This window comes from Halomonas ramblicola (assembly GCF_030409215.1).
Lineage (GTDB): Bacteria > Pseudomonadota > Gammaproteobacteria > Pseudomonadales > Halomonadaceae > Halomonas > Halomonas ramblicola.
The window spans coordinates 64476-87694 of sequence record NZ_JAUFPL010000010.1 but is presented as its reverse complement, the minus strand read 5'-3'; the positions used below and the strand labels follow the sequence as shown (position 1 = coordinate 87694).

General features: G+C 69.6%; 26 protein-coding genes, 1 tRNA gene and 1 pseudogene. 18 read left to right on the top strand and 10 right to left on the bottom strand.

Annotation, left to right across the window (positions count from 1 at the left end; genetic code table 11):
• The 3 genes from QWY80_RS02170 to QWY80_RS02160 all read left to right on the top strand — a co-directional run.
• A partial coding sequence (locus QWY80_RS02170) for a ProQ/FINO family protein (RefSeq protein ID WP_290229030.1) occupies nucleotides 1-648 on the top strand: 648 nt, incomplete at its 5' end.
• A gap of 427 nt (nucleotides 649-1075) precedes the next feature.
• Nucleotides 1076-2176 carry a porin gene (locus tag QWY80_RS02165; RefSeq protein ID WP_290229029.1) on the top strand — a complete coding sequence of 367 codons (1101 nt, stop codon included), beginning with the start codon at nucleotides 1076-1078 and terminating at the stop codon, nucleotides 2174-2176.
• A 90-nt stretch (nucleotides 2177-2266) separates the two neighbouring features.
• Nucleotides 2267-2692, top strand: a complete 426-nt coding sequence (locus QWY80_RS02160; RefSeq protein WP_290229028.1) for a hypothetical protein — start codon at nucleotides 2267-2269, stop codon at nucleotides 2690-2692.
• Nucleotides 2693-2853: 161 nt separating this feature from the next.
• On the opposite strand, the gene QWY80_RS02155 is transcribed toward QWY80_RS02160, so the two are convergent.
• The 3 genes from QWY80_RS02155 to QWY80_RS02145 all read right to left on the bottom strand — a co-directional run bounded on the left by QWY80_RS02155 (nucleotide 2854) and on the right by QWY80_RS02145 (nucleotide 4706).
• Nucleotides 2854-3378 carry an HPP family protein gene (locus QWY80_RS02155; RefSeq protein WP_290229027.1) on the bottom strand — a complete coding sequence of 175 codons (525 nt, stop codon included), beginning with the start codon at nucleotides 3376-3378 and terminating at the stop codon, nucleotides 2854-2856.
• 112 nt (nucleotides 3379-3490) lie between these two features.
• Entirely contained in the window at nucleotides 3491-4060 is a 570-nt protein-coding gene (locus QWY80_RS02150) for a carboxymuconolactone decarboxylase family protein (RefSeq protein WP_290229026.1), read from the bottom strand.
• A gap of 52 nt (nucleotides 4061-4112) precedes the next feature.
• Nucleotides 4113-4706: a TetR/AcrR family transcriptional regulator gene (locus QWY80_RS02145; RefSeq protein ID WP_290229025.1), complete on the bottom strand. Its 594-nt coding sequence runs from the start codon at nucleotides 4704-4706 to the stop codon at nucleotides 4113-4115.
• 157 nt (nucleotides 4707-4863) lie between these two features.
• On the opposite strand from QWY80_RS02145, the gene QWY80_RS02140 reads away from it, so the two are divergent.
• A complete protein-coding gene (locus tag QWY80_RS02140) occupies nucleotides 4864-5352 on the top strand; it encodes a DUF302 domain-containing protein (RefSeq protein ID WP_290229024.1) in 489 nt (162 codons plus the stop codon).
• Nucleotides 5353-5380: 28 nt separating this feature from the next.
• A complete protein-coding gene (locus QWY80_RS02135; RefSeq protein ID WP_290229023.1) occupies nucleotides 5381-5746 on the top strand; it encodes a hypothetical protein in 366 nt (121 codons plus the stop codon).
• Between the two features lie 31 nt (nucleotides 5747-5777).
• Here QWY80_RS02135 and QWY80_RS02130 read toward each other — a convergent pair.
• Nucleotides 5778-5854 (bottom strand) — tRNA-Arg (locus tag QWY80_RS02130).
• A gap of 119 nt (nucleotides 5855-5973) precedes the next feature.
• Between QWY80_RS02130 and QWY80_RS02125 the strand changes: the two genes are divergently transcribed.
• From QWY80_RS02125 to QWY80_RS02115, 3 genes are read left to right on the top strand one after another with little or no spacing between them, the layout of a single operon-like run.
• Nucleotides 5974-7506 carry an amidase gene (locus QWY80_RS02125; RefSeq protein ID WP_290229022.1) on the top strand — a complete coding sequence of 511 codons (1533 nt, stop codon included), beginning with the start codon at nucleotides 5974-5976 and terminating at the stop codon, nucleotides 7504-7506.
• A 33-nt stretch (nucleotides 7507-7539) separates the two neighbouring features.
• Nucleotides 7540-8355 carry a methyltransferase gene (locus QWY80_RS02120; RefSeq protein WP_290229021.1) on the top strand — a complete coding sequence of 272 codons (816 nt, stop codon included), beginning with the start codon at nucleotides 7540-7542 and terminating at the stop codon, nucleotides 8353-8355.
• Complete coding sequence (locus QWY80_RS02115) at nucleotides 8352-9389, top strand: methyltransferase (RefSeq protein WP_290229020.1); 1038 nt, start codon at nucleotides 8352-8354, stop codon at nucleotides 9387-9389. The genes QWY80_RS02120 and QWY80_RS02115 overlap by 4 nt, the downstream gene beginning before the upstream one ends.
• Nucleotides 9390-9511: 122 nt before the next feature.
• On the opposite strand, the gene QWY80_RS02110 is transcribed toward QWY80_RS02115, so the two are convergent.
• Nucleotides 9512-9793, bottom strand: coding sequence for a hypothetical protein (locus tag QWY80_RS02110; protein ID WP_290229019.1), 282 nt, complete (start codon nucleotides 9791-9793; stop codon nucleotides 9512-9514).
• A gap of 263 nt (nucleotides 9794-10056) precedes the next feature.
• Here QWY80_RS02110 and QWY80_RS02105 point away from each other — a divergent pair.
• Nucleotides 10057-10242 (top strand): annotated as a pseudogene (locus QWY80_RS02105) (methyltransferase); the annotation flags it as partial.
• On the opposite strand, the gene QWY80_RS02100 reads toward QWY80_RS02105, so the two are convergent.
• Both QWY80_RS02100 and greB read right to left on the bottom strand, forming a co-directional pair.
• Nucleotides 10241-10384, bottom strand: a complete 144-nt coding sequence (locus QWY80_RS02100; RefSeq protein ID WP_290229018.1) for a DUF2442 domain-containing protein — start codon at nucleotides 10382-10384, stop codon at nucleotides 10241-10243. The pseudogene QWY80_RS02105 and the gene QWY80_RS02100 overlap by 2 nt on opposite strands.
• A 4-nt stretch (nucleotides 10385-10388) precedes the next feature.
• Nucleotides 10389-10928: a transcription elongation factor GreB gene (gene greB / locus QWY80_RS02095; RefSeq protein WP_290229017.1), complete on the bottom strand. Its 540-nt coding sequence runs from the start codon at nucleotides 10926-10928 to the stop codon at nucleotides 10389-10391.
• 149 nt (nucleotides 10929-11077) lie between these two features.
• Between greB and QWY80_RS02090 the strand changes: the two genes are divergently transcribed.
• From QWY80_RS02090 to QWY80_RS02060, 7 genes are all read left to right on the top strand, one after another.
• The gene (locus QWY80_RS02090) at nucleotides 11078-11716 is read left to right on the top strand and encodes an NUDIX domain-containing protein (protein ID WP_290229016.1); all 639 of its coding nucleotides are present in this window, start codon (nucleotides 11078-11080) and stop codon (nucleotides 11714-11716) included.
• Between the two features lies 1 nt (nucleotide 11717).
• The gene (locus tag QWY80_RS02085; protein WP_290229015.1) at nucleotides 11718-12167 is read left to right on the top strand and encodes a DUF1249 domain-containing protein; all 450 of its coding nucleotides are present in this window, start codon (nucleotides 11718-11720) and stop codon (nucleotides 12165-12167) included.
• A gap of 16 nt (nucleotides 12168-12183) precedes the next feature.
• Nucleotides 12184-12921, top strand: a complete 738-nt coding sequence (locus QWY80_RS02080; protein ID WP_290229014.1) for a phosphodiesterase — start codon at nucleotides 12184-12186, stop codon at nucleotides 12919-12921.
• Nucleotides 12922-13027: 106 nt separating this feature from the next.
• Nucleotides 13028-14002, top strand: coding sequence for a sulfate adenylyltransferase subunit CysD (gene cysD, locus QWY80_RS02075; RefSeq protein WP_290229013.1), 975 nt, complete (start codon nucleotides 13028-13030; stop codon nucleotides 14000-14002).
• Nucleotides 14003-14014: 12 nt separating this feature from the next.
• Entirely contained in the window at nucleotides 14015-15439 is a 1425-nt protein-coding gene (gene cysN / locus QWY80_RS02070; RefSeq protein WP_290229012.1) for a sulfate adenylyltransferase subunit CysN, read from the top strand.
• 140 nt (nucleotides 15440-15579) lie between these two features.
• On the top strand, nucleotides 15580-16254 hold the full coding sequence (locus QWY80_RS02065; protein ID WP_290229011.1) for a zinc metallopeptidase: 675 nt from the start codon (nucleotides 15580-15582) through the stop codon (nucleotides 16252-16254).
• A 247-nt stretch (nucleotides 16255-16501) separates the two neighbouring features.
• Nucleotides 16502-17557, top strand: coding sequence for an App1 family protein phosphatidate phosphatase (locus QWY80_RS02060; protein WP_290229032.1), 1056 nt, complete (start codon nucleotides 16502-16504; stop codon nucleotides 17555-17557).
• A 23-nt stretch (nucleotides 17558-17580) separates the two neighbouring features.
• Here QWY80_RS02060 and cmoB read toward each other — a convergent pair whose 3' ends face one another.
• Genes cmoB through cmoA form a run of 3 tightly spaced genes read right to left on the bottom strand, consistent with a single transcriptional unit; the run spans nucleotide 17581 to nucleotide 20762 of the window.
• The gene (gene cmoB / locus QWY80_RS02055; RefSeq protein WP_290229010.1) at nucleotides 17581-18567 is read right to left on the bottom strand and encodes a tRNA 5-methoxyuridine(34)/uridine 5-oxyacetic acid(34) synthase CmoB; all 987 of its coding nucleotides are present in this window, start codon (nucleotides 18565-18567) and stop codon (nucleotides 17581-17583) included.
• A 20-nt stretch (nucleotides 18568-18587) separates the two neighbouring features.
• Nucleotides 18588-19994 (bottom strand): phospholipase D-like domain-containing protein, encoded by a 1407-nt coding sequence (locus tag QWY80_RS02050; RefSeq protein ID WP_290229009.1) that lies wholly within the window; start codon nucleotides 19992-19994, stop codon nucleotides 18588-18590.
• Between the two features lie 27 nt (nucleotides 19995-20021).
• Entirely contained in the window at nucleotides 20022-20762 is a 741-nt protein-coding gene (cmoA, locus tag QWY80_RS02045) for a carboxy-S-adenosyl-L-methionine synthase CmoA (protein ID WP_290229008.1), read from the bottom strand.
• 93 nt (nucleotides 20763-20855) lie between these two features.
• Here cmoA and pgi point away from each other — a divergent pair, with 93 nt between their 5' ends.
• Together pgi and QWY80_RS02035 are read left to right on the top strand one after the other, a co-directional pair.
• Nucleotides 20856-22508 (top strand): glucose-6-phosphate isomerase, encoded by a 1653-nt coding sequence (gene pgi, locus QWY80_RS02040; protein WP_290229007.1) that lies wholly within the window; start codon nucleotides 20856-20858, stop codon nucleotides 22506-22508.
• A 79-nt stretch (nucleotides 22509-22587) separates the two neighbouring features.
• On the top strand, nucleotides 22588-23193 hold the full coding sequence (locus QWY80_RS02035) for a YqiA/YcfP family alpha/beta fold hydrolase (protein ID WP_290229006.1): 606 nt from the start codon (nucleotides 22588-22590) through the stop codon (nucleotides 23191-23193).
• The last annotated feature ends 26 nt before the right edge of the window (nucleotides 23194-23219 follow it).

The following is a 23219-nucleotide window of genomic DNA, read 5'->3' as shown; positions in this document are numbered from 1 at the left end:
CCGCCGGCCCCCGTCGTCGGCGGCCGTGAGGAGCCGGCGCCCGGGCCGGAGGCGCCCGCCGGCGAGCCGCCGGCCGCGAGCGCCACGCGAGCCACCGCCGCTGGCGACGAGGCGCCGCCGGCCACGGGCGAGAGCGCCGCAGCCGCTTCCCGCGAGGCCGGGCAGGGCGATCTCGCCGTCGGCGCGGCCCCGTCCCCCCAGGCGCTGCTCGACGAGTGGTACCAGCGCTACGGCAATGCCTTCTTCAAGGGGCATACCCGCCCGCTGATGGTGGGCATCCATGAGCTCCTCGCCGAGCGCGAGCCCTGGCCCGAGAAGCTGGTGCGCCGGGCGCTGGCCTGCTACGTGAACCTGCCGCGCTATCTCAAGGCGGTGCGCGAGGGCGCCGAGCGCATCGACCTGGAGGGCCGGCCCGCCGGCCGGGTGGATGCCAAGTCCGCCGAGCATGCCCGCCGCAAGCTCGACCGCCTGCAGGGCGAATCGCGCCCCCGCAAGGCGCGCGCCAAACGGGACGGCAAGCCGCGCTCCGGGCGCCAGGGGCAGGAGGAGCGTGGCCGCCCCCAGGCCGCCGAACCGCCCGCCCAGCCATCTCACGCCACCCTGGAAGAGAAGCTCACCGCGCTGCTGGCCAAGCACAACGACCGTTGAAGCGTCCTGCGCCGCTTGTCATACAACGTTGGCCGGCGTTGACTTGTGTTCGTCATATCAGCAGGGCATCATGCAGACGCTCGGTACTGCCGTGGCGGGGTGTGCATGCGCCTCGGGCCGGGGCAGGAGCGGTCGGCAGCCGTGAGGCGCCGATGACCGCATACGCAGGGGAAAGTTCCGTAGGTTGGGTGCATCGCGAAGGAAAACAGTGTTTTTTCTTGTTGCGTTCCCCCGGAACCCGGTATAGAGTTCCTCTTGCGAGCATTGGACTATAACAAGGCTTCGCCGTGGTCGGGCTCGCAGCGGCGCCCTCCGTGAGGAGGCCGGCCGAGACGAGAACCGGCGGCAAGACCGGCAAGCCAGCCGAACCGCCATGAGCGGACGGCACAAACGATCGAAACAGACAGCTAGTCAAAGGAACTTCGTCATGAAAAAGACTCTGTTAGCGACTGCTATCGCCGGCACCATGGCCGCCACCGGCGCCCAGGCCGCCACCGTCTACGACCAGGATGGCACCAAGCTGGACGTCTATGGTCGCCTGGCCTATGCCGTCACCACCGGTGGCCCCGAGGGCGACGGTGTCAAGGCCGACGGCTCCGAATTTATCGATCTGGGCTCCCGCTGGGGCTTCCGCGCCAACCATCAGGTCACCAGCGACCTGAGCACCTTCGCCCGCATGGAGTTCCGCGGCAAGGCCGACGCCCAGAACTCTCTCGGCTTCGACACCATCCGTAATACCTACGTGGGCGTGGACAGCCAGTCCTGGGGTAACGTGATGGTCGGTAACTTCGACAGCGTCTACTACCGCTCCGGCGACGTCATCTTCGATGTGCCGGAGAACCGGGGTTGGGAGCAGCTGGGCGGCATCGCGGCCGGCAGCCGCGGCGACTCCATCTCCTACTCCACCCCGAACCTGACCGGCTTCCGCGCCCACGTCCAGGCCAAGCACCTCTCCGGTAACGGTGCCCTGGAAGATGGTCGCGACAACAGCTCCACCTGGACCGGCGCGGCTGCCGTCGACTACACCATCAACGACCTCTACCTGTCGCTGGCCTACAATCAGGGCAAGGATGTCTCCGACCGTGGCGCCAGCCACGACAGCGGCAACGGCGAAGGCTTTGCCGCCGGCGAGGACCTGGTGGGCTTCTTCGCCAACTACAACCTCACCCCGGCCTTCAGCCTGCGCTTCAAGTACGAAGAAATCACCGATACCTTTAGCCAGGACGAGCTGATTGCCGACGGCGCCGCGGATGCCGAGGAGAGCATCATGGGTGTGGGTGCCAGCTACGACTATGGCATGGGCGAGGTCTACGGCCAGTATGCCCGCATCAGCATGGCTTTCGACGATGTCGACGACAAGGATCGCTGGGTACTGGGCGGCAACTATCGCTTCAGCGAGCCGATGTACGTCTTCGCCGAATTCTATCAGGAAGACAGCGGTACCAGCTTCGACGAGACTCTGGAAGATAACTTCCGTTCCCTCGACGACGAGCTGCTGACCACCGTGGGTGTCCGCTACGACTTCTAAGTCGTGACGACGACCGCCTAGTCGATCCCGGATCGACCATGGAAGCCGGCCCCGAGGGGCCGGCTTTGTCGTGATAAGGAGCGTTTCGATATGCAACCCATCAAGCCGGCGCTGGTGTTACTGCTGACCATTACCCTGGCCGCCTGCGTCTCCTGGTCCGCCCGCACGAACCAGGCCAGCGAGTTGCGGCTGGGCCAGCCCCACTATGGCCAGTTGGCCTCGGGCTCGCGGCTCTACCGCCTGGAGATCGAGCGGCCAGGCACCCTCACCATCGAGGCGATCACGCCGACGACCCGCAATCTTCCCGGCGGCTACAGCGCCCGGCTGCTCGACGACGCAGGCCAGCTGATCGTTGCCGACGAGGAGAGCGGCGAGGGTGCCAACTTCCGTATCCAGCAGGCGCTGACCCCGGGCGTCTACTACCTGGAGCTGCGCAACGACTTCAAGTGCAGCAGCGGCTCCTGCATCAGCGACAACATGAGCTTCAAGCTGGAGTCGCGCCTGCGGCGCGATTGAGTCGGCGTTCTCGCCCCTCGTTCGGGCGTGAGGTTTCCTCGTAGGGCAGCTCCGCCGCGCGATTGGCGCCGTCAGGCGTGCCGACCAGGCCAGCTATCGAGCCAAGCAGCAGGGACGCAATGCCGTGGTGATGGCCGAACCCGCGACGGGCTGAGGCATCGTCAGCCCCGGCTGGGGTAGCGCCGGTGGCGTGCCAGGTTGTTCACCAGCAGGGCGACCAGCAGCATGATGGTGCAGCCGGCACCGATCGGCATGAAGGGATACCACCAGCCCAGCTCGGCGATCCGGGGGCCGCCGATCACCGCCACCAGGGCCGCGGCGGCGCCGGGGGGATGCACCGTATGGGTGAGCTGCATGGCCAGGATCGACAGCGAGACCGCCAGGGTGACCGCCAGGGCGGTGTGGCCCAGCAGTTGGTAGCAGGCCACGCCGACCAGCGCGGAGAGCACGCTGCCCACCAGGACGTTGCGGGGCTGGGCGAAGGGGCTCTCGGGGGCGGCATAGAGCAGCACCGAGGTGGCGCCGAAGGAGGCCACGATGAGCAGGTGGCTGGCCAGCCAGTGGGCACTCAACCAGCAGATTGCGCCCATGCCGCTGAAGGCCCCGAGCCATGACCAGAGGGCGTCCTGCCAGTCCGGATTCGCCGCCGTGCGCGGTCGCCACCACTTCCCTGTCGTCGTCTTCATCGAGCCACTCTTGCACCAAAAGGGCGCAAGAGTGTCTCAGGACGGTGCATGAAAGTGAAGTCCAGTTTTTCATAACAACATGAATGCTTTTTGATTCATGTCGGGTCGGCCTTCAGCCTTGCCAGGCGTGATCGGCGAAGGCCTCGTCGAGCTCGGGATGATTGACGTGGTTGGAGTAGTTGGAGAGCGTCTTGACGGCCAGGGCCAGGATGATCTGCAGCACCTGATGCTCCTCGAAGCCGGCGTCGAGGAAGGCCTGGACGTCGGCCTGGGTGGGCATGCCGCGGGTCTCGAACATCACCCGGGTGAAGCGGCTCAGGGCGGCCAGGCGCCGATCCGGGATCGGCTCGTCGTTGCGAATCGCCTCGATGACCTCGGCCGGTACCTGGGACACCTTGTCGGCCAGCATGCTGTGGGCCGACATGCAGTAGCCGCAGCCGTTGAGGCGGCTGATGGTGAGGAGCACCACCTCCTGCTCGGGAGGCGAGAAGCCGGAGTCCTCGCGGAAGTGCTGGTAGCCATGCATGTAGGTCCCCAGCACGCCGGGCACCTTGGCCATGCCTTCATACATCCTGGGCACGAAGCCCAGCTTGTCCTGGGCCTGCTGCAGTAGCGGCCGGGTCTGCTCGTCGGCGCTATCCAGTGTCGTCGGAGGAAGTTGCATCTGATAGTCGGCTGCCATGGGAAATCTCCTTCAGCAGTGGATGACAGGAAGCCCCATCGAGACCATCGCCTCAATTGGAGCGCAGTGTGTCGATGACCAGCCTGGCGGCGGACTGGGCCGCTTGCCGATCGGTGCCGGTTTTCAGCAGGGTGCGCAGCCCGGCCATGCTCAGCGTCAGGTAGTGGGCCAGGGCATGGCTGTCGCATGCCGGGGCGATGTCACCCTCGGCCTTGGCCCGTTCCACGGCGCGGCGAAACAGCCCGGTGATGGCCGCCACGCCGTCGCGGGCGGCGCGAGCCGTGGCCGCGTCGCGCTGGCCCAGTTCGCCGGCCGAGTTGAAGATCAGGCACCCCAGGGCAGCACGATCGCTGCCCGCCTCGCCGGCGGTATCCAGGAACAGCCGCTCGAGGAATGCCAGCGCCGAAGGGGCGCTGGCCAGTCGCCGCTCCAGGCGGCCGATCAGTGCCTCGCGGTAGCGCCTGAGGGATTCGAGAAACAGCTGCTCCTTGTTGCCGAAGGCCTGATACAGGCTGCTGCGCGAGATCTGCATCGCGTCGAGCAGGTCCCGGGTGGAGGCGTTGTCGTAGCCGCTCGCCCAGAAGACCTGCATGGCGGCATGGGCGGCCTCGTCGGGGCTGAAGGCCAGGGGGCGTCCTCTCGTCATGCGGACAATTTAGTATCGGCCGTTCCAGAAATCAAACCGGTGACCGGTCATGTAAGGGACGGTGGTGGTGCGCCGACTCTTCTCCAGGTGCCCGATTCATCGAACCTGACGATGCCTCCGGGGACGACCGCTCGAACCGTCGATGGGAGAGGACGCGATGAAGATCGGCAACTACCTGATGTCACTGGGGCTCGCCATGCTGCTGGCATCACCGCTGGCGGCGGAGACGCGCTGGCCCTCGGAGGGATGGGAGGTAGAGTCGACGCCCCTCGGGTACCAGGCGTTGCTGTCCGGCTTGAAAGCGGCCGTCGAGGCCGAGGGGATGTTCGTCGTCACCGAGGCCGGTCCGACCGAGGCCGCCGCCAGCCGAGGCATCACGATTCCCGGCAACCGTGTGGTCGGGGTGTTCCGCAACGATTTCGCGGTTCGCCTGCTGGAACTGAGCGTGCCCGCCATGATCGAGGCACCGATGCGTTTCTACGTCACCGAAGATGGCGACGGCAGCGCGACACTGTCCTGGAAGACCCCCAGTCATGTGCTGTCTCCCTACCGGGAAGAGGGGGGAGAGGCCCTCGAGGCGATCGGGCGGGAGCTGGATGCCATCTTCGCTGCCATTGCCAGGCGCGCCCTTAAGGGGAAGGGATAGCGCCTGGCCATCCCGGGAAACCACCGTCATGGCCGATCATCGTTCGCAAGATGCGGGACTGCCCACACCGGAAGCCACGCTCGTCGAGGCGGCCATGATGCTCCTGGCCGTGGTGCCGGTGATGATTTCGGCCTATGCGAGCCTGGTGACCGGCGATGGCCAGTGGTTTCAGCGCTCCGGGGCCCTGATGGTGCTGTTTTCCATTGGGGTGGAATATCACCGCAGTAAGGTGCAGTGCTATGCAACCGGCAACACGGGAACCCGATCGGCGGTCACGCATATCCTGGTGGCGTCGGTCAGACGTTTCTGGAAGGCGGTTCCCTTCGTCTGCTACCTATCCATCGTCACCGGCACGCTCATCTGGAGCTATGGCGACCTGCTGTTCCGGGGGTAGTGGTGCCGCAGGCAGTCAGCCGTGCACTGAATGGCGCCCCCACCAGGATTCGAACCTGGGACCTTCCCCTTAGGAGGGGGACGCTCTATCCAGCTGAGCTATAGGGGCGCAACGCCGCGCAATTATAGGGAAAGTCGGCGTCGAGATAAACCGCGCCTTGCGGCAGGGGGCGTGCCCGCGACGGGCGGTTGACGTAGTCTGGAACAAATCCTGATGGAGCCTTCCCCATGGAACCGCGCGACTATCGTGCCCGGGACGCCCTGGGGCTGGCCGAGCTGATCCGCCGCGGGGAGGTGAGTCGCGGGGAGGTGTTCGCGGCCGCCTGCCGGGCCATCGAGGCCGATGACCCCGGGCTCGGCGCCGTGGTGCGCACGCGCTTCGAGCGCGCCGCCGACGAGGGCGCGCGGGTCGACCCGGCGGCGCCCTTCGCCGGGGTGCCGACCCTGACCAAGGACCTGCTGATGGCCATCGCCGGCGAGCCGCTGGCCAGCGGCAGCGCGGCGCTGCGCGACTGGCGGCCGGCGGAGGACGCGAGCCTGGTCACGCGGCTGCGCGCGGCGGGCTTCGCCATCCTCGGCCAGACCGCCACCCCCGAGCTGGGGCTGATGGGCATCACCGAGCCGCGCGCCTTCCCGCATCCGCTCAATCCCTGGTGCCCGGCCCGCTCGCCGGGCGGTTCCAGCGGCGGGGCCGCGGCGGCGGTGGCCGGCGGCCTGGTGCCCCTGGCCATGGCCGGCGACGGCGGCGGTTCGATCCGCATCCCGGCCAGCCACTGCGGCCTGTTCGGCCTCAAGCCGTCGCGCGGCCGGGTACCGCTCGGCCCCCAGCATGCCGAGGTGTGGCAGGGGGCGGTGGTGGAGCATGCCCTGACGCGCAGCGTGCGCGACAGCGCCGCCCTGCTGGACGCCATCAACGGTGGGGAGGCCGGCGGGCCCTGGCCGTTGCCGCGCGAGACGGGCTTCCTGGCCGCCCTGGAGCGACCGCCGGCGTCGCTCAGGGTGGCGGTGTCGCTGGGCGAGCCCCTGGGCGCGGCGCTGGGGACCCGCCTCGACCCCGAGGTGCGCCGGGCGGTGGAGGAGGCCGCGGCGTTGCTGGAACACCTGGGGCACCATGTGGAGTGGGCCGAGCCGCCGGTGGACGGCGCCGCCCTGGCCGACAGCTACCTGACCCTCTACCTGGGCCACCTGGCCGCCGACCTCGCCTGGATGAGCGAGCAGACCGGGGTGTCGGTGGCGCGGCTCGACATCGAGCCGAGCACCCGGGCCATCGGCCGCCTGGGGCGCCATCTGCCGGCCCGGGACTACGAGCTGGCCAAGCGCCACTGGAACCGGGTGGCCCGGGACATGGCTGCCTTCCATCGTCGCTTCGACCTGCTGCTGATGCCGGTGGCGGCCACCCCGGCCCCCCAGCGCGGCGCCCTTTATCCCTCGCGGGCCCGGGAGCGGCTGATGGGCCTGCTGGCGATCCCCGGCGTGTCGCGGCTGGCGCTCCGGGCGGGCGCGCTGCCGCGCCTGGCGGCCGACGCCCTGCGCATGACGCCCTTCACCCAACTGGCCAACTTGACCGGCCAGCCGGCCATGTCGCTGCCGCTGCACGTCACCCCGGACGGCCTGCCGGTGGGCGTCCAGGCGCTCGGGCCCATGGGCGACGAGCGGCGCCTGCTGGCGCTGGCCGCCCAGCTCGAGGCCGAGTCGGACTGGGGCCGGCATCTGCCGCGTTCGCCGACCGCCGACGATGAGACGAGCGGCAAAGCCGGGTAGAATGCGCATCACATCGACCCTCAGGGAGCCGTGATGCACCCCGACCCCGCTACCCAAGCACCGCTCTCCGCGCAGGGCGATCGTCACTTCGACGGCCTCGCCGACAAGTTCGCCGACGGCCTCTACGGCGCCAGCCGCGGCGCGCTGCGCCTGGCGCTGCTCGACCGCCTGCTGCCGGAGATGCTCGAACTCGATGGTCAGCCGCTGCTCGACGTGGGCGGTGGCCTGGGGCAACTCGCCGACTGGTTCGCGGCGCGCGACCATGCGGTGACCCTGGCCGAGCCCTCGGCGGAGATGCTGGCACGGGCCCGGGAGACGCTGGCCGACCGCGACGTGACCCTCCTTCAGGACCCGCTGCAGGCGCTGCCTGAGCGGGCCCCCGGCCCCTGGTCGTTGATCGCCTGCCATGCGGTACTGGAGTGGCTGGGCGACCCGCGCTCGGCCCTGGCGACCCTGGCCGGCCTGCTGGCGCCGGGCGGGCAGCTGTCGCTGATGGTCTTCAATCGCGACGCGCTGCGCTTCTCCAATGCGGTCAAGGGCAACCTGGACAAGGCCCTGGCCGATCGCCTGGAGGGCAAGGGGCTGGGCCAGCGGCTGACGCCGATCTCACCGCTGACCCACGCCCAGGTCAGCGCCTGGAGCGCCGAGTGCGGCCTGGTGGTCCGCGAGGTAGCGGGAATCCGCGTTTTCCACGACTACCTGCGCCAGCCGCCGGCCACGGCGGACGACCTGGAGCGCCTGCTGGAGCTCGAGTGGCGCTACTGCCGCACCGAGCCCCACTGGCGGCTGGGCCGCTACCTGCTCTACACCCTCGAACACGCCCACCCCCCACGGGAGCCCCGCCGATGAGTGCCGAGACGCCGGTCTGCCAGCTGCTGGAACGCCAGGACGCCGACTACCGTGGCTGGTGGTGGGTGGCGCCGCCCCGCGACGGGTGGCTGGAGGCGGGGCAGGGCACGGCGATCAGCGCCGACCTGACGGTGCGCGAGGCCTGGCAGGCCCGGGGCCGGCCCGCCGCCTCGCCCTTCGAGGCGCTGCCAAGGGGTGGAGAGACGCCCGGGGAGGGCACCCCGCCGGGGGCGGTGCTGTTCTGGCCCAAGAGCCATGCCCTGGGCGAGTGGTGGCTGCTGTGGTTGTGCGCGACCCTGTCACCCGGCACGCCGCTGCAGCTGGTGGGCGAGAACCAGGGCGGCATCAAGCGGGTGCTCAAGGCACTGGCGGCCCTGGGGCTGGGCTGTCGCAAGCTCGATAGCGCCCGGCGCTGCTCGCTGTTCGAGACCCGCCTGGACCGTGTGGCGCTCGCGCCGGAGGCGGCCTGGACCCGCTTCGAGGCGGATCTCGGGAGTGAGCGGCTGACCCTGGCCAGCCACCCCGGGGTGTTCGGCCACGCCAAGCTCGACGACGGCACCCGCCTGCTGCTCGGCGAGCTGGGTGCGGCGCTACCTGAGGGACGGGGCGAGGGGCGGGGCGATATCCTGGATATGGGGTGCGGCGACGGCATCCTGGCCGCCTGGCTGGCGCGCCGCGGGGCGCGGGTCACGGCGGTGGACGTCAACGCCTTCGCGGTGGAGGCGGCGAGCCGCAGCCTGGCGGCCAACGGCCTGGTCGGCGAGGCCCTGGAGAGCGATGTCTACTCGGCGCTGCCCGGGCGGCGCTTCGATGCTATCGTCAGCAACCCGCCCTTCCACCAGGAGCGCGCCATCGACTACGGGCCGGCGGCGCGGCTGATCAGTGAGGCGCCGGATCACCTGAACCCCGGCGGCCGGCTGCTGGTGGTGGCCAACGCCTTCCTGCCCTATCCGGACCTGCTGGAGCGCGCCTTCGGAGGCTTCGAGATTCTCGCCGACGATCGCCGCTTCCGGGTCTACGTCGCTAGCGCTTGAGGGGACATTCCGCCGGATGCCGCAGCGGAAGCTGGCGGCATCGGCGGCAGGGGACGCATGCCGGGCAGGCCCGGCATGCGGGGAGACGGCAGCCGGAGGAACCGGCTGCCGGGTGGGGGAGGTTACTCGGCGGTGGTCTCGCCTTCCATGCCGGTTTCGCCTTCCTTGGTGCCTTCCATCTCCCCCTTGGCGGCCTCGAACTCCTCCTCGTTCAGGGCGCCATCGCCATCGGCGTCGGCGGCCTCGAAGTCCAGGCCTTCCACGGCGGCGGCTTCCTCGGCGCTCAAGGCGCCATCGCCGTCAACATCCAGGTCGCTGAACGAGGCAGGGTTGGCGACGGCGACACTGGCACCGAAGAGCAGGGCAAGAGGCAGTACTGCCATTTTCAGCCATACCGTTTTCATGCTGTACCTCCAGTGAAATCGCTCTTTTCACGCGGCGGGCAGGATTGCCCGCCTGTAGAGGTCAAGCCATATTCATGCCGCTACGCGATTTCTCGTTGGAAAATCGCGAGATGAACGCGTGCCGGGCCCGGGCATCGGAGCGGGGAGGGGGGATGGCCGGTGAAGACTGTCGCCGATTACCAACGATTCTCGGCGCCATGTCGCAAGGTGTTGATTCCTCGGGCTCGCGGGTGTCGCCGCGCCGCATCGATGGCGTGCTGCGGGTCACGGCGGTGGACGTCAACACCTTCGCGGTGGAGGCGGCGGGGCGCAGCCTGGCGGTCAACGGCCTGGCCCTGGAGAGCGATGTCTACTCGGCGCTGCCCGGGCGGCGCTTCGATGCCATCGTCAGCAACCCGCCCTTCCACCAGGAGGGCGCCATCGACTACGGGCCGGCGGCGCGGCTGATCAGGCGACACGGCTGTGGTGCTGCGTCATGTCGCCTCTGCCAGCAATGAGTCCCTCCACGGAGATATCCTCATCAAGGTCGTCCCAGTGCAGACCCTTGCCGGAATAGCTGATGCGGCACTCGGCTCGCTCTACCAACTGCATGAGCTTACTTCCCCGGGTCGCGATAGGCGATCTCGGTGATCACGTAGCTGGTGTCGCCGCCGGGGGCGGCCACCGTCACCTCGTCGTCCAGCGCCTTGCCGAGCAGGGCGCGGGCCAGGGGGGCGTCGACGCTGATCCAGCGCTTGGTGGTATCCGTCTCGTCGTGGCCGACGATGCGGATGCGCATCTCCTCGCCGTCCTCGTCCTCCAGGGTGACGAAGGCGCCGAAATAGACCTTGTCGGTGTCCGCCGGCAGCCGGTCCACCACCTGCAGCTCGTCGAGGCGCTTGGTCAGGTAGCGGATCCGCGCGATCACCCGGTTGAGTTCCTTCTTGTTGTAGGTGTAGTCGGCGTTCTCGCTGCGGTCGCCCAGCGCCGCCGCCTCGCCCACCTTGGCCGACAGCGCCGGGCGCTTGACCCTCGAGAGGTGATCGAGGATGCCGCGCAGCCGCTCGGCCCCCTCGGCGGTGATCAGGTTGCTCTTGGGTTCCTGGCGCGGGTCCTTGGCGGGATCGCGCCAGCGGGTCATGTTGCGGCCTTTCATGTCGGTGCCGGCCTCCTCTCGTTCCAGGCTGGCAACATACGTCATCCGCTGGGTGGCCGCCAATCCCGGAGGGCGCATTCGCCGCGCGGTGGTTGGCAGGGCGGGGTCGGGTCACGATAATGGGGCCTTTCGCGTGACCGGAGACCCCCATGAGTGATGCCCCCGAGGCCCCGGATCTCGCCGCGGCGCCCTTCACCGCCGCGGACGTGGAGCTGCTGGAGCGCCGCTGCCTGCACCAGGGCTTCTTCCGTCTGGAAGGGCTGCGCCTGCGCCATCGCCTCTTCGAGGGCGGCTGGAGCGGCGAGGTGGTGCGCGAGGTGCACCAGCGCCACGACGCCGTGGGGGTGCTGCTCTACGACGTGGAGCGCGACGCCGTGGTGCTGGTGGAGCAGTTCCGTGCCGGCGCCCTCGACGACCCCGACTCGCCCTGGAAGCTCGAAGTGGTGGCGGGCCTGGTGGAGCGCGGCGAGAGTGCCGCCGAGGTAGCCCGCCGGGAGTCCCTGGAGGAGGCCGGCTGCGAGGTGGGTGAGCTGATCGAGCTGCATACCTACTACCCCAGCCCCGGCGCCTGCAACGAGCGGGTCACGCTGTTCTGTGGCCTGATGGACAGCCGGGGGCTGGGCGGCGTGCACGGCCTGGACGAGGAGCAGGAGGACATCCGCGTGCATGTGCTACCGTTTGGCAAGGCCTGGGAACTCCTGCAGGCCGGACGACTCGACAATGCCATGTGCCTGATCGCCTTCCACTGGCTGGCGGGCGAGCGGGCGTCGCTGCGAGCGAGGAGCTAGCGTGCCGAGAACAGCCTATGTGACCGACCTCAAGGGCCTGCAGGGCGAGTGCAGCGCCAACTATCTGCGCCTGGTTCGCCTGCTGGGCGACCTGGAGGCCGGCGAGACCCGCGAGGTGGAACTGCTCGGCGGCGAGGGTCGCCGTCTCGGCGTGCTGCGCCTGGAACTGCTGGAATGCGCGCCCTACACCAGCATCGTGCGGGTCACCCAGCGCGGCGTGCTCGATGCGCTGCTCGAGACTCCGCGCATGCGCGTGCACCTCTACCACGACGTGCGCATGGCCGAGGTCGCCGACTTCCAGCGTCGGCGCCACTTCCACGGCCGCTACCGCTATCCCAACGCCCACATGCACCAGCCCGACGAGAAGCTCCAGCTCAATCGCTTCCTCGGGGAGTGGCTGGAGCACGGCCTGGCCCATGGCCACTCCCTCGACCTGCCCGAGCTGCCTTGATGGGAGGACTGCCCTGATGCCCCGGCTGGTCCAGATCAGCGACTGCCACCTGTACGCCGACCCCGGCGCCCGCGGGCGGGTGGACTTCCCGCTGCCCCGCCTCGAGGCGGTGGTGGCGGCGGTCAACCGCGAGCGACCGGACCTGGTGCTGGTCACCGGCGACGTCAGCGACGACGAGACGGCCGACTCCTACGCCCTGGCGCTGCGCACCCTGGGGCGGCTCGTCGCCCCTTGGGAGTGGCTGCCAGGCAACCACGACGATCCGCGGCGCATGGCCGAGGCGCGGCCGCTGCCCGGCGAGCTCGAACTGGGGGCCTGGCGGATCCTGGTGCTCGATACCCAGGTGGTCGGCGAGCCCCACGGCAGGCTGGGCGATAAGGCCCTGGCCGCCCTGGACGAACGCCTCACGGGCGACGCACGGCCGACCCTGCTGGCCATGCACCATCCGCCCCTGGCGGTGGGCTCGGCCTGGCTGGATGCCCTGGGCCTGGAGGGGGCGGAGGCGTTCTGGGAGACCCTGGCGCCTCATCCCCAGGTCGGGGCCATCCTCTGCGGCCATATTCACCAGGCCTTCGCCGGCCACCGCAGGCCGGGCGAGCGCGAGATCGCCGTCTACGGCTGCCCCGCCACCTCCGACCAGTTCACGCCTGGTGCCGAGACCTTCGCCGTCGACGCGGCCGCGCGGCCCGGCTACCGTGTCGTCGATCTGGACGGCGACACCCTGGCGACCCGGGTGGAGCGAGTCGATATCTGAATAATGGCTATAAAAAGATAGTTATTAATTCTTTTGGGTTATTATCGGTCCGACGTTACCCTGTCGCGCATGATCCCTTTTCACCGTCATGCGAGGTAGCCGGGCCATGACCACTCTTCATGCACCGAGCCGGGAGTCGGCTCACCAGGTCGCGGGCGAGGCGCCATCGGCGTTGTCGCCCCGGCGGCTCACCCACCTGCAGCAGCTCGAGGCCGAGTCGATCCACATCATCCGCGAGGTGGCGGCCGAGTTCCGCAACCCGGTGATGCTCTACTCCATCGGCAAGGACTCCTCGGTGATGCTGCACCTGGCGCGCAAGGCCTTCTATCCCGGCCCGCCGCCCTTCCCGCTGATGCACATCAACACCACCTGGAAGTTCCGCGAGATGATCGAGTTCCGCGACCGCATGGCCGCGGAGTCCGGCATGGAACTGATCGAGCACATCAACCAGGAGGGGGCGGAAGCGGGCATCAACCCCTTCGATCATGGCTCCAGCGGCTACACCGACGTGATGAAGACCCAGGCCCTCAAGCAGGCCCTGGACAAGTACGGCTTCGACGCCGCCTTCGGCGGGGCGCGCCGCGACGAGGAGGCCAGCCGCGCCAAGGAGCGCGTCTTCTCCTTCCGCGACAAGTTCCACCGCTGGGATCCCAAGAACCAGCGTCCCGAGCTGTGGAACCTCTACAACGCCCGGGTCAACAAGGGCGAGTCGATCCGCGCCTTCCCGCTCTCCAACTGGACCGAGCTGGACATCTGGCAGTACATCTACCTGGAGTCCATCCCCATCGTGCCGCTCTACTACGCCGCCCCGCGCCCGGTGGTGGAGCGTGACGGCATGCAGATCATGGTCGACGACGAGCGCATGCCGCTGGCCGAGGGCGAGGTGCCCGAGGAGAAGTGGGTGCGCTTCCGTACCCTGGGCTGCTACCCGCTCACCGGGGCGGTGGAGTCGAAGGCCGCCACCCTGCCGGAGATCATCCAGGAGATGCTGCTGACGAGGACCTCCGAGCGCAGCGGCCGGGCCATCGACCACGATCAGGCCGGCTCCATGGAGAAGAAGAAACGCGAAGGTTATTTCTAAGGGGGCGGGCAGATGTCACACCAATCAGCACTCATTGCCGAGAATATCGAGCAGTACCTGCACGAGCACGAGAACAAGGACCTGCTGCGCTTCATCACCTGCGGCAGCGTCGACGACGGCAAGTCGACCCTGATCGGGCGGCTGCTGCACGACTCCAAGATGATCTTCGACGACCAGCTCGCGGCGATCACCCGCGATTCGAAGAAGGTCGGCACCACCGGCGAGGAGGTGGACCTGGCGCTGCTGGTCGATGGCTTGCAGTCGGAGCGCGAGCAGGGCATCACCATCGACGTGGCCTACCGCTTCTTCTCCACCGACAAGCGCAAGTTCATCATCGCCGACACCCCGGGGCACGAGCAGTACACCCGCAACATGGCCACGGGGGCTTCGACCGCCAGTCTCGCCATCATCCTGATCGATGCTCGGCACGGTGTTCAAACGCAGACCAGAAGGCATAGCTTTATCGCCGACCTGGTGGGCATCCAGCACCTGGTGGTGGCGGTGAACAAGCTCGACCTGGTCGACTACTCCCGGGAGCGCTTCGAGGAGATCGTCGCCGACTACCAGGCCATCGCCGACAAGCTGGGCGCCCGCGACATCCGCTTCGTGCCGATCTCGGCGCTGAAGGGCGACAACGTGGTCAACCGCAGTGAGGCCATGCCCTGGTACGAGGGGCCGCCGCTGCTCGAGCTGCTCGAGACCGTGGAGGTGAGCCGCGACCGCAACCTGCGCGACCTGCGCCTGCCGGTGCAGTACGTCAACCGCCCGGACCTCGACTTCCGCGGCTATGCCGGCACCCTGGAGGCGGGCCTGCTGCGCCCCGGCCAGGCGGTCAAGGTGCTGCCCTCGGGCAAGCGCTCCACGGTCGAGCGCATCGTCACCTGGGACGGCGACCTGGAGGAGGCCTTCCCGGGCCAGGCGATCACCGTCACCCTGGAGGATGAGATCGACATCTCCCGCGGCGACTGGATCGTCGCCGAGGACGCCGAGGTCGACCTCTCCCACGCCTTCGAGGCGGACATCGTGTGGATGCACGAGGACGCCCTGACCCCGGGCCGCCAGTACGACATCCGCCTGGCGGGGCGCTCGGTGGCCGGGCAGGTGAGCGAGATCGTCCACCAGGTAGACGTCAACACCCTGGAGCGACACCCTGCCGAGCGCCTGGAGCTCAACACCATCGCCCGCTGCAAGGTGGCGCTCACCGCCGAGGTGCCCATCGACGACTACTCGCGCAGCCCCGGCACCGGCAGTTTCATCGTCATCGACCGGCTGACCAACGTCACCGTGGGTGCGGGCATGATCCGCGGCGCAGTGGCGGGCGAGGCGCCCGGTGCCGGCGAGGTGGACTGGGCCGGCTTCGAGGTCGAACTCAACGCCCTGGTGCGCAAGTACTTCCCCCACTGGGAGGCGAAGGATATCCGCGAGCTGCTCAAGTAGCGGCGAGCGGTCCACCGCCTCGACGGGCCCGGCGACTTCGGTCGCCGGGCCCGTTGTCGTTGTGGCCCCGGCCCCACCGGGGAAACCGCCTCTGGTAGGCTGGGTCCAATGCCACACAGCCCTCCCGGAGTGCCCCGTCGATGTTCGTGCTGGCCGTCGTCCTGCTGCTCGCCCTCTTCCTGCTGCCCAACCTCTGGGCGCAGTGGGTGCTGCGTCGTCACGCCCGGGGGCGGGACGACTACCCCGGCACCGGCGGCGAGCTGGCCGAGCATCTGCTGCGGCGCCTGGGCATCGAGGGCGTGAAGGTGGAGGTGACCGAGGGCGGCGACCATTACGACCCGCAGGCGCGGCGGGTGCGGCTGTCGCGGGACCACTACGCGGGCCGCTCGCTCACCGCGGTGACGGTGGCCGCCCACGAGGTGGGGCACGCCATCCAGCACCACCAGGGCTATGCGCCGCTGCTGGCGCGTTCGCGGCTGGTGGTGGTGGCCCGGCAGGCGGAGAAGCTCGGCGCGCTGCTGATGATGGCGGCGCCGGTGCTGCTGGTAGCTACCCGTATGCCCGGGGGCAGCCTGGTACTGGTGCTGGCCGCGGTGCTCAGCTTCGGTGCCGCCGCCCTGGTGCACCTGGTGACCCTGCCGGTGGAGTTCGATGCCAGCTTCCAGCGCGCCCTGCCGCTGCTCGAGGAGTATATCCCGCCCTACGACATGCCCGGCGCCCGCCACGTGCTCACCGCCTGCGCCCTCACCTATGTGGCGGCGTCGCTGGCCAGCCTGCTCAACCTGGGGCGCTGGCTGGCGATCCTGAGGCGGTAGGCCCCCTCCGCAGGAGGCGCACTACGCCGACCTGGCTGGCTGGGGGCCGAATATCGTCAAGGGAGGCGAAGGACGTGCGGGAGCCGCTGGGTCGGGACTAGGCTTGGGGTCATCGACACGATCCGGAGCGTGCGACCATGAACGGCAAGTCTCGACTTGGTCTGTGGACAGGGTGGCGTGGGTGAAGCAGGCGCTTCGACACGTCACCCTGTTCGTGAAGCGGCTGGTGGGGGTCGTGGCCAGACCGATGAAGCGCGATCACGGCCACGGTGGCCTGATGGTCACCCCCTACCGGGGGTATGGCTCGCGTCGAGAAGCCTTCCTCACGGGCCGCGTGTTTCATCAGGCGCCACTGGGCAGGATGGTGCCGCGCCGTGGCTTCCTGCGCGACCTGGCCGACGTGGTGCGTCGCATCGCCCGTCGTGGCGTGGCCAATGCCAGCGTCGATATCCATCTGGGCGATAGTCACGTCTCCGTGACCACCGATCATGATGGCTACTTCGACGCCCACCTGCCGCTCGTCTCATCACTGCCGCTCGATCGTGCCTGGCACCGCGCCGAGCTGTGGGTCTCGGCCGACCACGAGGCGCCGGTGCGCGCCAGCGTGGATGTCTATATTCCGGCCCCCGAGACCGACCTGCTGGTGATCAGCGACATCGACGATACCGTGATGTACACCGGCGTGGCCGACAAGCTGCGCATGCTCTATCGGCTGTTCCTAGAGAAGCCCCACCAGCGCACGGCCTTTCCCGGCGTGGCATCGCTGTACCAGGCCCTGCACCGCGGCGCGGATGACCAGGGCGAGCGGCCCATTCTCTACGTGTCACGGGGGCCCTGGGCGATCTATGAGATGCTGGAGACCTTCTTCCAGCTCAATCGCATTCCGGTCGGGCCGATCCTGTTCCTGCGCGAGTGGGGCATCTCCCCGCGCCATCCCTGGCCGCGTCGGGCCGAGGATCACAAGCAGCGACTGATCAGCCGCATGCTGGCGCTGTTCGAGGGGGTACCCTGCATCCTGATCGGCGACAGCGGGCAGCACGACCCCGAAGTCTACACTCGGATCGTCAAGGCCCATCCCGGGCGTATCGAGGCGATCTATATCCGTCGCGTGGACCGGCGGGCGGATCGGCAGCATGCCATCCAGCTGTTGCGCGACCAGATACGCCACACCCGCTGCGACCTGGTGTTGGCCGCCGACAGCGTGCTGATCGCGGAACATGCCCAGGCGCGTGGCTTCATTTCCGACCATGGGCTGGCGGCCGTGCGCCGTGATGTGGCCGGTACGACCGACGATACCGCGTGAGGCCCGGGCGACCCGTGCGGGGCTCAGCCCGGCAGGTTGGCGATGACCACCGCGCGCCGCGGGGCGGGGTAGCCCTCGCGGGTTCGCGTCGGGTCCTCGGGATCGAGGAAGTCGGCCAGCGACTGGAAGGTCATCCAGGAGGTCGAGCGCTGCTCGTCGGTGGTGGTCACCGCCTCGTCCACCACCCGCACGTTCGCGAGGCCGCAGCGCTCGAGCCATTGGCAGAGCGCCGCCGACGACGGCAGGAAGTAGACGTTGGGCATGGCGGCGTAGCGCTCTCCCGGCAGCAGCACGGTGGTGGCGTCGCCCTCCACCACCAGGGTCTCCAGCACCAGCTCGCCACCGGGACGCAGGGCGTCCTTGAGCTGCAGCAGGTGCTCCAGCGGCGAGGGGCGGTGGTAGAGCACGCCCATGGAGAACACCGTGTCGAACCAGCCGAGCCCCTCGGGGACGTCCTCGATGCCCACCGGCAGGAAGTGGGTACGCCCGCCGTCGGCGTCGCCGACGAAGTGGCGCACCGCCCGGAACTGCCAGTAGAAGCGCGGCGAGGGGTCGATCACCAGCACGAAGGCGGCACCACAGCCTGCCATGCGCCAGCCGTGGTAGCCGCTGCCCCCGCCCACGTCCAGCACCCGCCTTCCGCGCAGCTCCGCCAGGTGCGGCGCCAGGCGCCGCCACTTCCAGTCGGAGCGCCACTCGGTGTCGATCTGGATGCCGGCGAGCTGATAGGGCCCCTTGCGCCAGGGGACGAGCTTGCGCAGCAGGTTCTCGGCCTGGCGGCGCCGGCTGTCATCGAGCGCCACATCCACCGTCACGGTGTCGGTGTCCAGGTGCACCCGGCGATCGGCGGGTAGCGGCGGCAGCTTGGCCACCGCCTTCTCCCAGGCCGGCAGGTCGCCGTAGCGACGCCGATCCAGGCCGCGGGCGAGCTGCTCGGGCAGGCGGGTCAGCCAGGCGTCCAGGCCCTGGTCGACGAAGGCGTGGTAGAGGTCGCGATGGGGTGCGGTCATGATGTTCCTGACAGGCGGCTCTAGAAGGTGGACCAGCCGCTGGCCTCCATCAGGCGATAGCGCCAGTAGCGCCAGGCCGTGGCGTCGTCGCACGCCTGGAAGGGGCGGCTGTGGGTTTCGCCGTGGCGATTATGCCAGTAGCGGGCGAAGCTTTCCCGCGCCTGGCGGATCACGGGGTGGTCGGCGGCGGCCTCGAGCTGGATGTTGGCCTCGAAGTTGTGGTCGTCGAGGCTGCGCCGGCTGAGGTTGGCCGAGCCGATCAGCAGGGTGGCGGGGCGCCTGCCGCCATGGCGCAGCAACCACTTGCCGTGGGCATGGGCCCGGGCGTCGCCGCTCCAGCGGATGGCCACGCCGGCGCGGGCCAGCTCCCGGGCCGTCTGGCGGTTGGGGATGCCGGGGCTTGCGCGGCCGAAGTGACTGTCGTTGGGATCGAGCAGCAGGCGCAACGCTACGCCGCGGCGGTGGGCGGCGAGCAGGGCGTGGATCACCCGGCGGTGGGCCAGGTAGTAGGCGCACACCTCCAGCGTCTCGCCGGGCCGGACGCCGTCGAGGATCCCCAGCAGGGTGTCGCGGATGGCGCCCTCGGTGAGCAGGCGCAGCCGGGGCACGGCGGTGACGCCAGCGTCGTGGGGCGGCGCGGGACCGCATGGCAGCGGGGCGAGGCCGGAGCGGTGTGCCAGGGCCAGCTCGCTGTGCAGCAGGTCCAGGGCGGCCGGGCCGGCCAGGCGCAGGGCGGCGTTGCGGTAGTCGCGGCTGCCCGAGTCGGCGTTGGCCGAGCTCACCACCGCTCGCCAGCCGTCGTCGTGGTCCACCACCAGGGTCTTGCGGTGGTTGGCATTGAAGTTGAGCAGCGCCAGGTAGCTGCGCAGGGTGACGCGCCCCGGGCCCAGGGGATCGGGCAGCCAGCCGCCGCGGGTGGCGTTGCCCAGCGGGCGGAACAGGCCTCGCCACAGCGCCGTCCAGGCGGGATTGGGGTCGCGTCCCGGGGTCAGGTCGCAGGTGGCGACCCGCACTCCGGCCCGGCGCAGCGCCTCGAGCTGGGGGGCGGGGCGCCCGCCGTAGCAGTGGTTGATGGGGTCCACCAGCACCAGCGCCTCGAGCCCCGGCACCCGGGCCTTGCGGCGGATCAGCGCCCGGCACAGCGAGCGGCCGAGCGGGCCGTCGTCGAGCAGGAAGAGGTCGATCACCACCAGGCGGCGGGCCTGGGCGATCAGCCGCCGCCACTCGGCGAAGATCGCCCGGCGTCGGCGCCACCGGCCATGGGCGTCGAGGCAGGCCTCGTCGAGCAGCAATTCGACGCCTGCGGCGGGGCGCCAGGGGGCGGCCACGTGCAGCCCCGGGGGCAGTGGCTTGCGGCCGTGCCACCAGGCGGTGGCCAGCCAGGCGGTGGCGGCCGCCAGCAGCAGGCCGCCGAGCCATGCGCTCATGTTGCCTCCCGGCCTCGCCGGTGCGACTCACTCCTTGAAGGCGATCAGCGAGGCGAAGTTGAGGAACTGGAACCAGGTATGGGCGCGCGCGAAACCGGCGTCCGCCAGGCGGTCGTGGTGGGCCGCCAGGGTGTCGGGCAGCAGCACGTTCTCCAGCGCCGTGCGCTTCTGGCTGATCTCCAGGTCGCTGTAGCCGTTGGCGCGCTTGAAGTCATGGTAGCGCTCCACCAGCCAGGCGTTCTCCTCCTCGTCCGCGGCCTGGATCTTCTCCGAGAGTACCAGCACCCCGCCGGGTTCCAGGGCCTCGAAGAGCCGGGCCAGCACCGCCTGGCGATCCTCCGGGGCCAGGAACTGCAGGGTGAAGTTGAGCACCACCATGCCGGTCGGCCGGTAGTCGAAGTGGCGGATGTCGCCCTCGAGCACCTCGATGGCGTGGTCGGGGCACTCGGCGGCGAGCGTCTCGCGGGCCCGGGCCACCATGGCCGGCGAGAGGTCGACCCCGGTGTAGCGGAAGGCCTCGGGGGACAGCTGGCCGGCCAGGGCCAGCCCCCCGGCGCCCAGCGAGCAGCCCAGGTCGTAGACCCGGGCGCCGTGGCGCAGGTGGCGGCGGGCGATCAGCCCCAGCATGCCGAGGATCTGGCCGTAGCCCGGCACCGAGCGGCGGATCATGTCGGGGAAGCAGGCCACCACCCGCTCGTCGAACGAGAAGCGCGCCACCCGGTCCAGGGGTGTGGAAAAGATCGCGTCACGGTAAGATGCGTCACTCATAAGCAGGCCGGAACAGCAGGGGAAGTCGCTATTCTACGCCCGCCCATGCAGAGGTGCACGGCAGCCCGACCCGAGAGCGTCCAAGGAGGAACCATGATCGATCAGACCGCCGCCTGGCGCGCCCTGGCGGCCCACGCCGCGACGATGCGCGAGACCCACCTGCGCGAGCTGTTCGTCGGGGAGACGAATCGCCAGGCACGCTTCACGCGTCGGGCCGCCGGCCTGACCCTGGATCTCTCCAAGCAGCGCTGGTCCACCGAGACGCAGCGCCTGCTGCTCGACCTGGCGCGTGAGGCGGACCTGCCCGGGGCGATCCGTCGCCTGCTCGACGGCGAGCGCGTCAACGTCAGTGAGGATCGCCCCGCCCTGCACACCGCCCTGCGCCTGCCGGCGGACGCCGCCCTGGAGATCGACGGCGAGGACCTGGTGCCGGGGGTGCACGCCACCCTGGACCACATGGCCACCATGGTCGAGCGCTTCCACGCCGGCCAGTGGCGTGGCGCCACCGGCAAGGCGATCCGCCACGTGGTCAACCTGGGGGTGGGCGGCTCGGACCTGGGGCCGCTGATGGTCACCCATGCCCTGGCCGACTTCCGTCCCTCGGGCGTGCACCGCATCGAGGTGCACTTCGCCTCCACCATGGACGGCTCCCAGCTCGCCGACTACCTGGGCCGGCTCAATCCCGAGACCACCCTGTTCGTGCTCTCGTCGAAGTCCTTCACCACCATCGACACCCTCTCCAACGCCCGCACCGCCCGCGACTGGCTGATGACGCGCCTGGGCGTGGAGGAGGGCGTCGACGATGCCCTGGTGATGCGCCAGCACTTCATCGGCGTCTCGGCGAGCCCCGAGAAGATGGGCGAGTGGGGCATCGCGCCAGCCAACCAGCTGGAGTTCTGGGAATGGGTGGGCGGACGCTACTCGCTGTGGGGGGCCATCGGCCTTCCCATCGCCCTGGTGGTGGGCATGGACGGTTTCCGCGAGCTGCTGGCCGGGGCGCATGCCATGGACCGCCACTTCCGCGAGGCGGAGCTCGCCGACAACCTGCCGGTGCAGCTGGCCCTGGCGGGGATCTGGAACGTCAACTTCCTGGACATTCGCGCCCACTCCATCCTCCCCTACGACGGCCGGCTGGAGTACTTCGCGGCCTATCTCGAACAGCTCGAGATGGAGTCCAACGGCAAGTCGGTGACCCACGACGGCCACGAGGTCGGCTATTCCACCTGTCCGGTACTCTGGGGCCAGCTCGGCCCCAATGCCCAGCACGCCTTCTACCAGCTGCTGCACCAGGGCACCCAGGCGGTGGAGTGCGACTTCATCGCCCCCCTGCGGCGTTATGACGACGTCGCCGAGGAGGCCACCCGGGCGCATCTCAAGTCCCAGCACCGCCTGGCCCTGGCCAACTGCTTCGCCCAATCGCGGGTGCTGATGCTCGGCGACGACGCCATCGAGGACGATGGCCCGCGCCCCGGCCACAAGCGCTACCGCGGCAACCAGCCGTCCAGCACCCTGCTGCTCGATCGCCTGACCCCGGCGACCCTGGGCGCGCTGATCGCCCTCTACGAGCACAAGGTGTTCGTCCAGGCGACCATCTGGGCGATCAATCCTTTCGACCAGTGGGGGGTGGAGCTGGGCAAGAAGATCGCCGGCGAGACCCAGCGCATCCTCGAGCGCCGCGAGGGCATCGAGGCCATGGACGCCTCCACCCGGGCGCTGATCGAGGCGGCCTGGGCAGCGGAGGAGTGATGGGTCTCAGCCGCCGGGGCGACGCGAAAACGAGCCAGGGAGTCGATTCGATGCTGGCTGTTCATACAGGTGCTGCGGTATGCTGAGCGCGCCATGGCGGACACGCCCGGCCAGCGGCGTGCTCTACCTGCACGGCTTCAACAGCGGGGCCGACTCCCCCAAGGGCGTGCTGGTGCGCGAGGCCTGCGAGGCCGTGGGCATTCCCTGCATCACGCCGCAGCTGCCCCATCGGCCGCGGGCGGCCCTGGAACTGGCCGAGGCGCGGCTGGGCGAACTGGGCGAGCGCCCACTGGTGACGGGCAGCTCCATGGGGGGCTTCCTGGCCACCTGCCTGGCCGAGCGCCATGACCTGGACGGGGTGCTGATCAACCCGGCGGTGGCCCCGGCGCGGCTGGTCGCCAACTGGGTCGGCGAGGCCTTCGTCAACGACCATACCGGGGAGCGCTTCACGGTGGGGGCCGAGCACCTGGCCGAGCTCGAGGCGCTGACGCCCGCGGCGGTGACGCCCAGCCGTTACCTGCTGCTGCTGGGCAGCGCCGACGAGGTGCTCGATCCGGCCGACGCCTTCGTTCTCTACCGCGGGGCGCGTACCCTGCTGCACCCCGGGGCCGACCACGCCTTCATGGTGCTCGCCCGGCACCTGGCGGCGGTCCTGGCCCACGCCGGCCACCGCCTGACGGCCTGAACGCGCCAACACAAGGACTCGGACGA

Coding starts and splice junctions, on each gene's coding strand:
- QWY80_RS02165 (WP_290229029.1), top strand. CDS start 1,076: ATGAAAAAGACTCTGTTAGCGACTGCTATCGCCGGCACCATGGCCGCC.
- QWY80_RS02160 (WP_290229028.1), top strand. CDS start 2,267: ATGCAACCCATCAAGCCGGCGCTGGTGTTACTGCTGACCATTACCCTG.
- QWY80_RS02155 (WP_290229027.1), bottom strand. CDS start 3,378: ATGAAGACGACGACAGGGAAGTGGTGGCGACCGCGCACGGCGGCGAAT.
- QWY80_RS02150 (WP_290229026.1), bottom strand. CDS start 4,060: ATGGCAGCCGACTATCAGATGCAACTTCCTCCGACGACACTGGATAGC.
- QWY80_RS02145 (WP_290229025.1), bottom strand. CDS start 4,706: ATGACGAGAGGACGCCCCCTGGCCTTCAGCCCCGACGAGGCCGCCCAT.
- QWY80_RS02140 (WP_290229024.1), top strand. CDS start 4,864: ATGAAGATCGGCAACTACCTGATGTCACTGGGGCTCGCCATGCTGCTG.
- QWY80_RS02135 (WP_290229023.1), top strand. CDS start 5,381: ATGGCCGATCATCGTTCGCAAGATGCGGGACTGCCCACACCGGAAGCC.
- QWY80_RS02125 (WP_290229022.1), top strand. CDS start 5,974: ATGGAACCGCGCGACTATCGTGCCCGGGACGCCCTGGGGCTGGCCGAG.
- QWY80_RS02120 (WP_290229021.1), top strand. CDS start 7,540: ATGCACCCCGACCCCGCTACCCAAGCACCGCTCTCCGCGCAGGGCGAT.
- QWY80_RS02115 (WP_290229020.1), top strand. CDS start 8,352: ATGAGTGCCGAGACGCCGGTCTGCCAGCTGCTGGAACGCCAGGACGCC.
- QWY80_RS02110 (WP_290229019.1), bottom strand. CDS start 9,793: ATGAAAACGGTATGGCTGAAAATGGCAGTACTGCCTCTTGCCCTGCTC.
- QWY80_RS02100 (WP_290229018.1), bottom strand. CDS start 10,384: ATGCAGTTGGTAGAGCGAGCCGAGTGCCGCATCAGCTATTCCGGCAAG.
- greB (WP_290229017.1), bottom strand. CDS start 10,928: ATGAAAGGCCGCAACATGACCCGCTGGCGCGATCCCGCCAAGGACCCG.
- QWY80_RS02090 (WP_290229016.1), top strand. CDS start 11,078: ATGAGTGATGCCCCCGAGGCCCCGGATCTCGCCGCGGCGCCCTTCACC.
- QWY80_RS02080 (WP_290229014.1), top strand. CDS start 12,184: ATGCCCCGGCTGGTCCAGATCAGCGACTGCCACCTGTACGCCGACCCC.
- cysD (WP_290229013.1), top strand. CDS start 13,028: ATGACCACTCTTCATGCACCGAGCCGGGAGTCGGCTCACCAGGTCGCG.
- cysN (WP_290229012.1), top strand. CDS start 14,015: ATGTCACACCAATCAGCACTCATTGCCGAGAATATCGAGCAGTACCTG.
- QWY80_RS02065 (WP_290229011.1), top strand. CDS start 15,580: ATGTTCGTGCTGGCCGTCGTCCTGCTGCTCGCCCTCTTCCTGCTGCCC.
- QWY80_RS02060 (WP_290229032.1), top strand. CDS start 16,502: ATGAAGCGCGATCACGGCCACGGTGGCCTGATGGTCACCCCCTACCGG.
- cmoB (WP_290229010.1), bottom strand. CDS start 18,567: ATGACCGCACCCCATCGCGACCTCTACCACGCCTTCGTCGACCAGGGC.
- QWY80_RS02050 (WP_290229009.1), bottom strand. CDS start 19,994: ATGAGCGCATGGCTCGGCGGCCTGCTGCTGGCGGCCGCCACCGCCTGG.
- cmoA (WP_290229008.1), bottom strand. CDS start 20,762: ATGAGTGACGCATCTTACCGTGACGCGATCTTTTCCACACCCCTGGAC.
- pgi (WP_290229007.1), top strand. CDS start 20,856: ATGATCGATCAGACCGCCGCCTGGCGCGCCCTGGCGGCCCACGCCGCG.
- QWY80_RS02035 (WP_290229006.1), top strand. CDS start 22,588: ATGCTGAGCGCGCCATGGCGGACACGCCCGGCCAGCGGCGTGCTCTAC.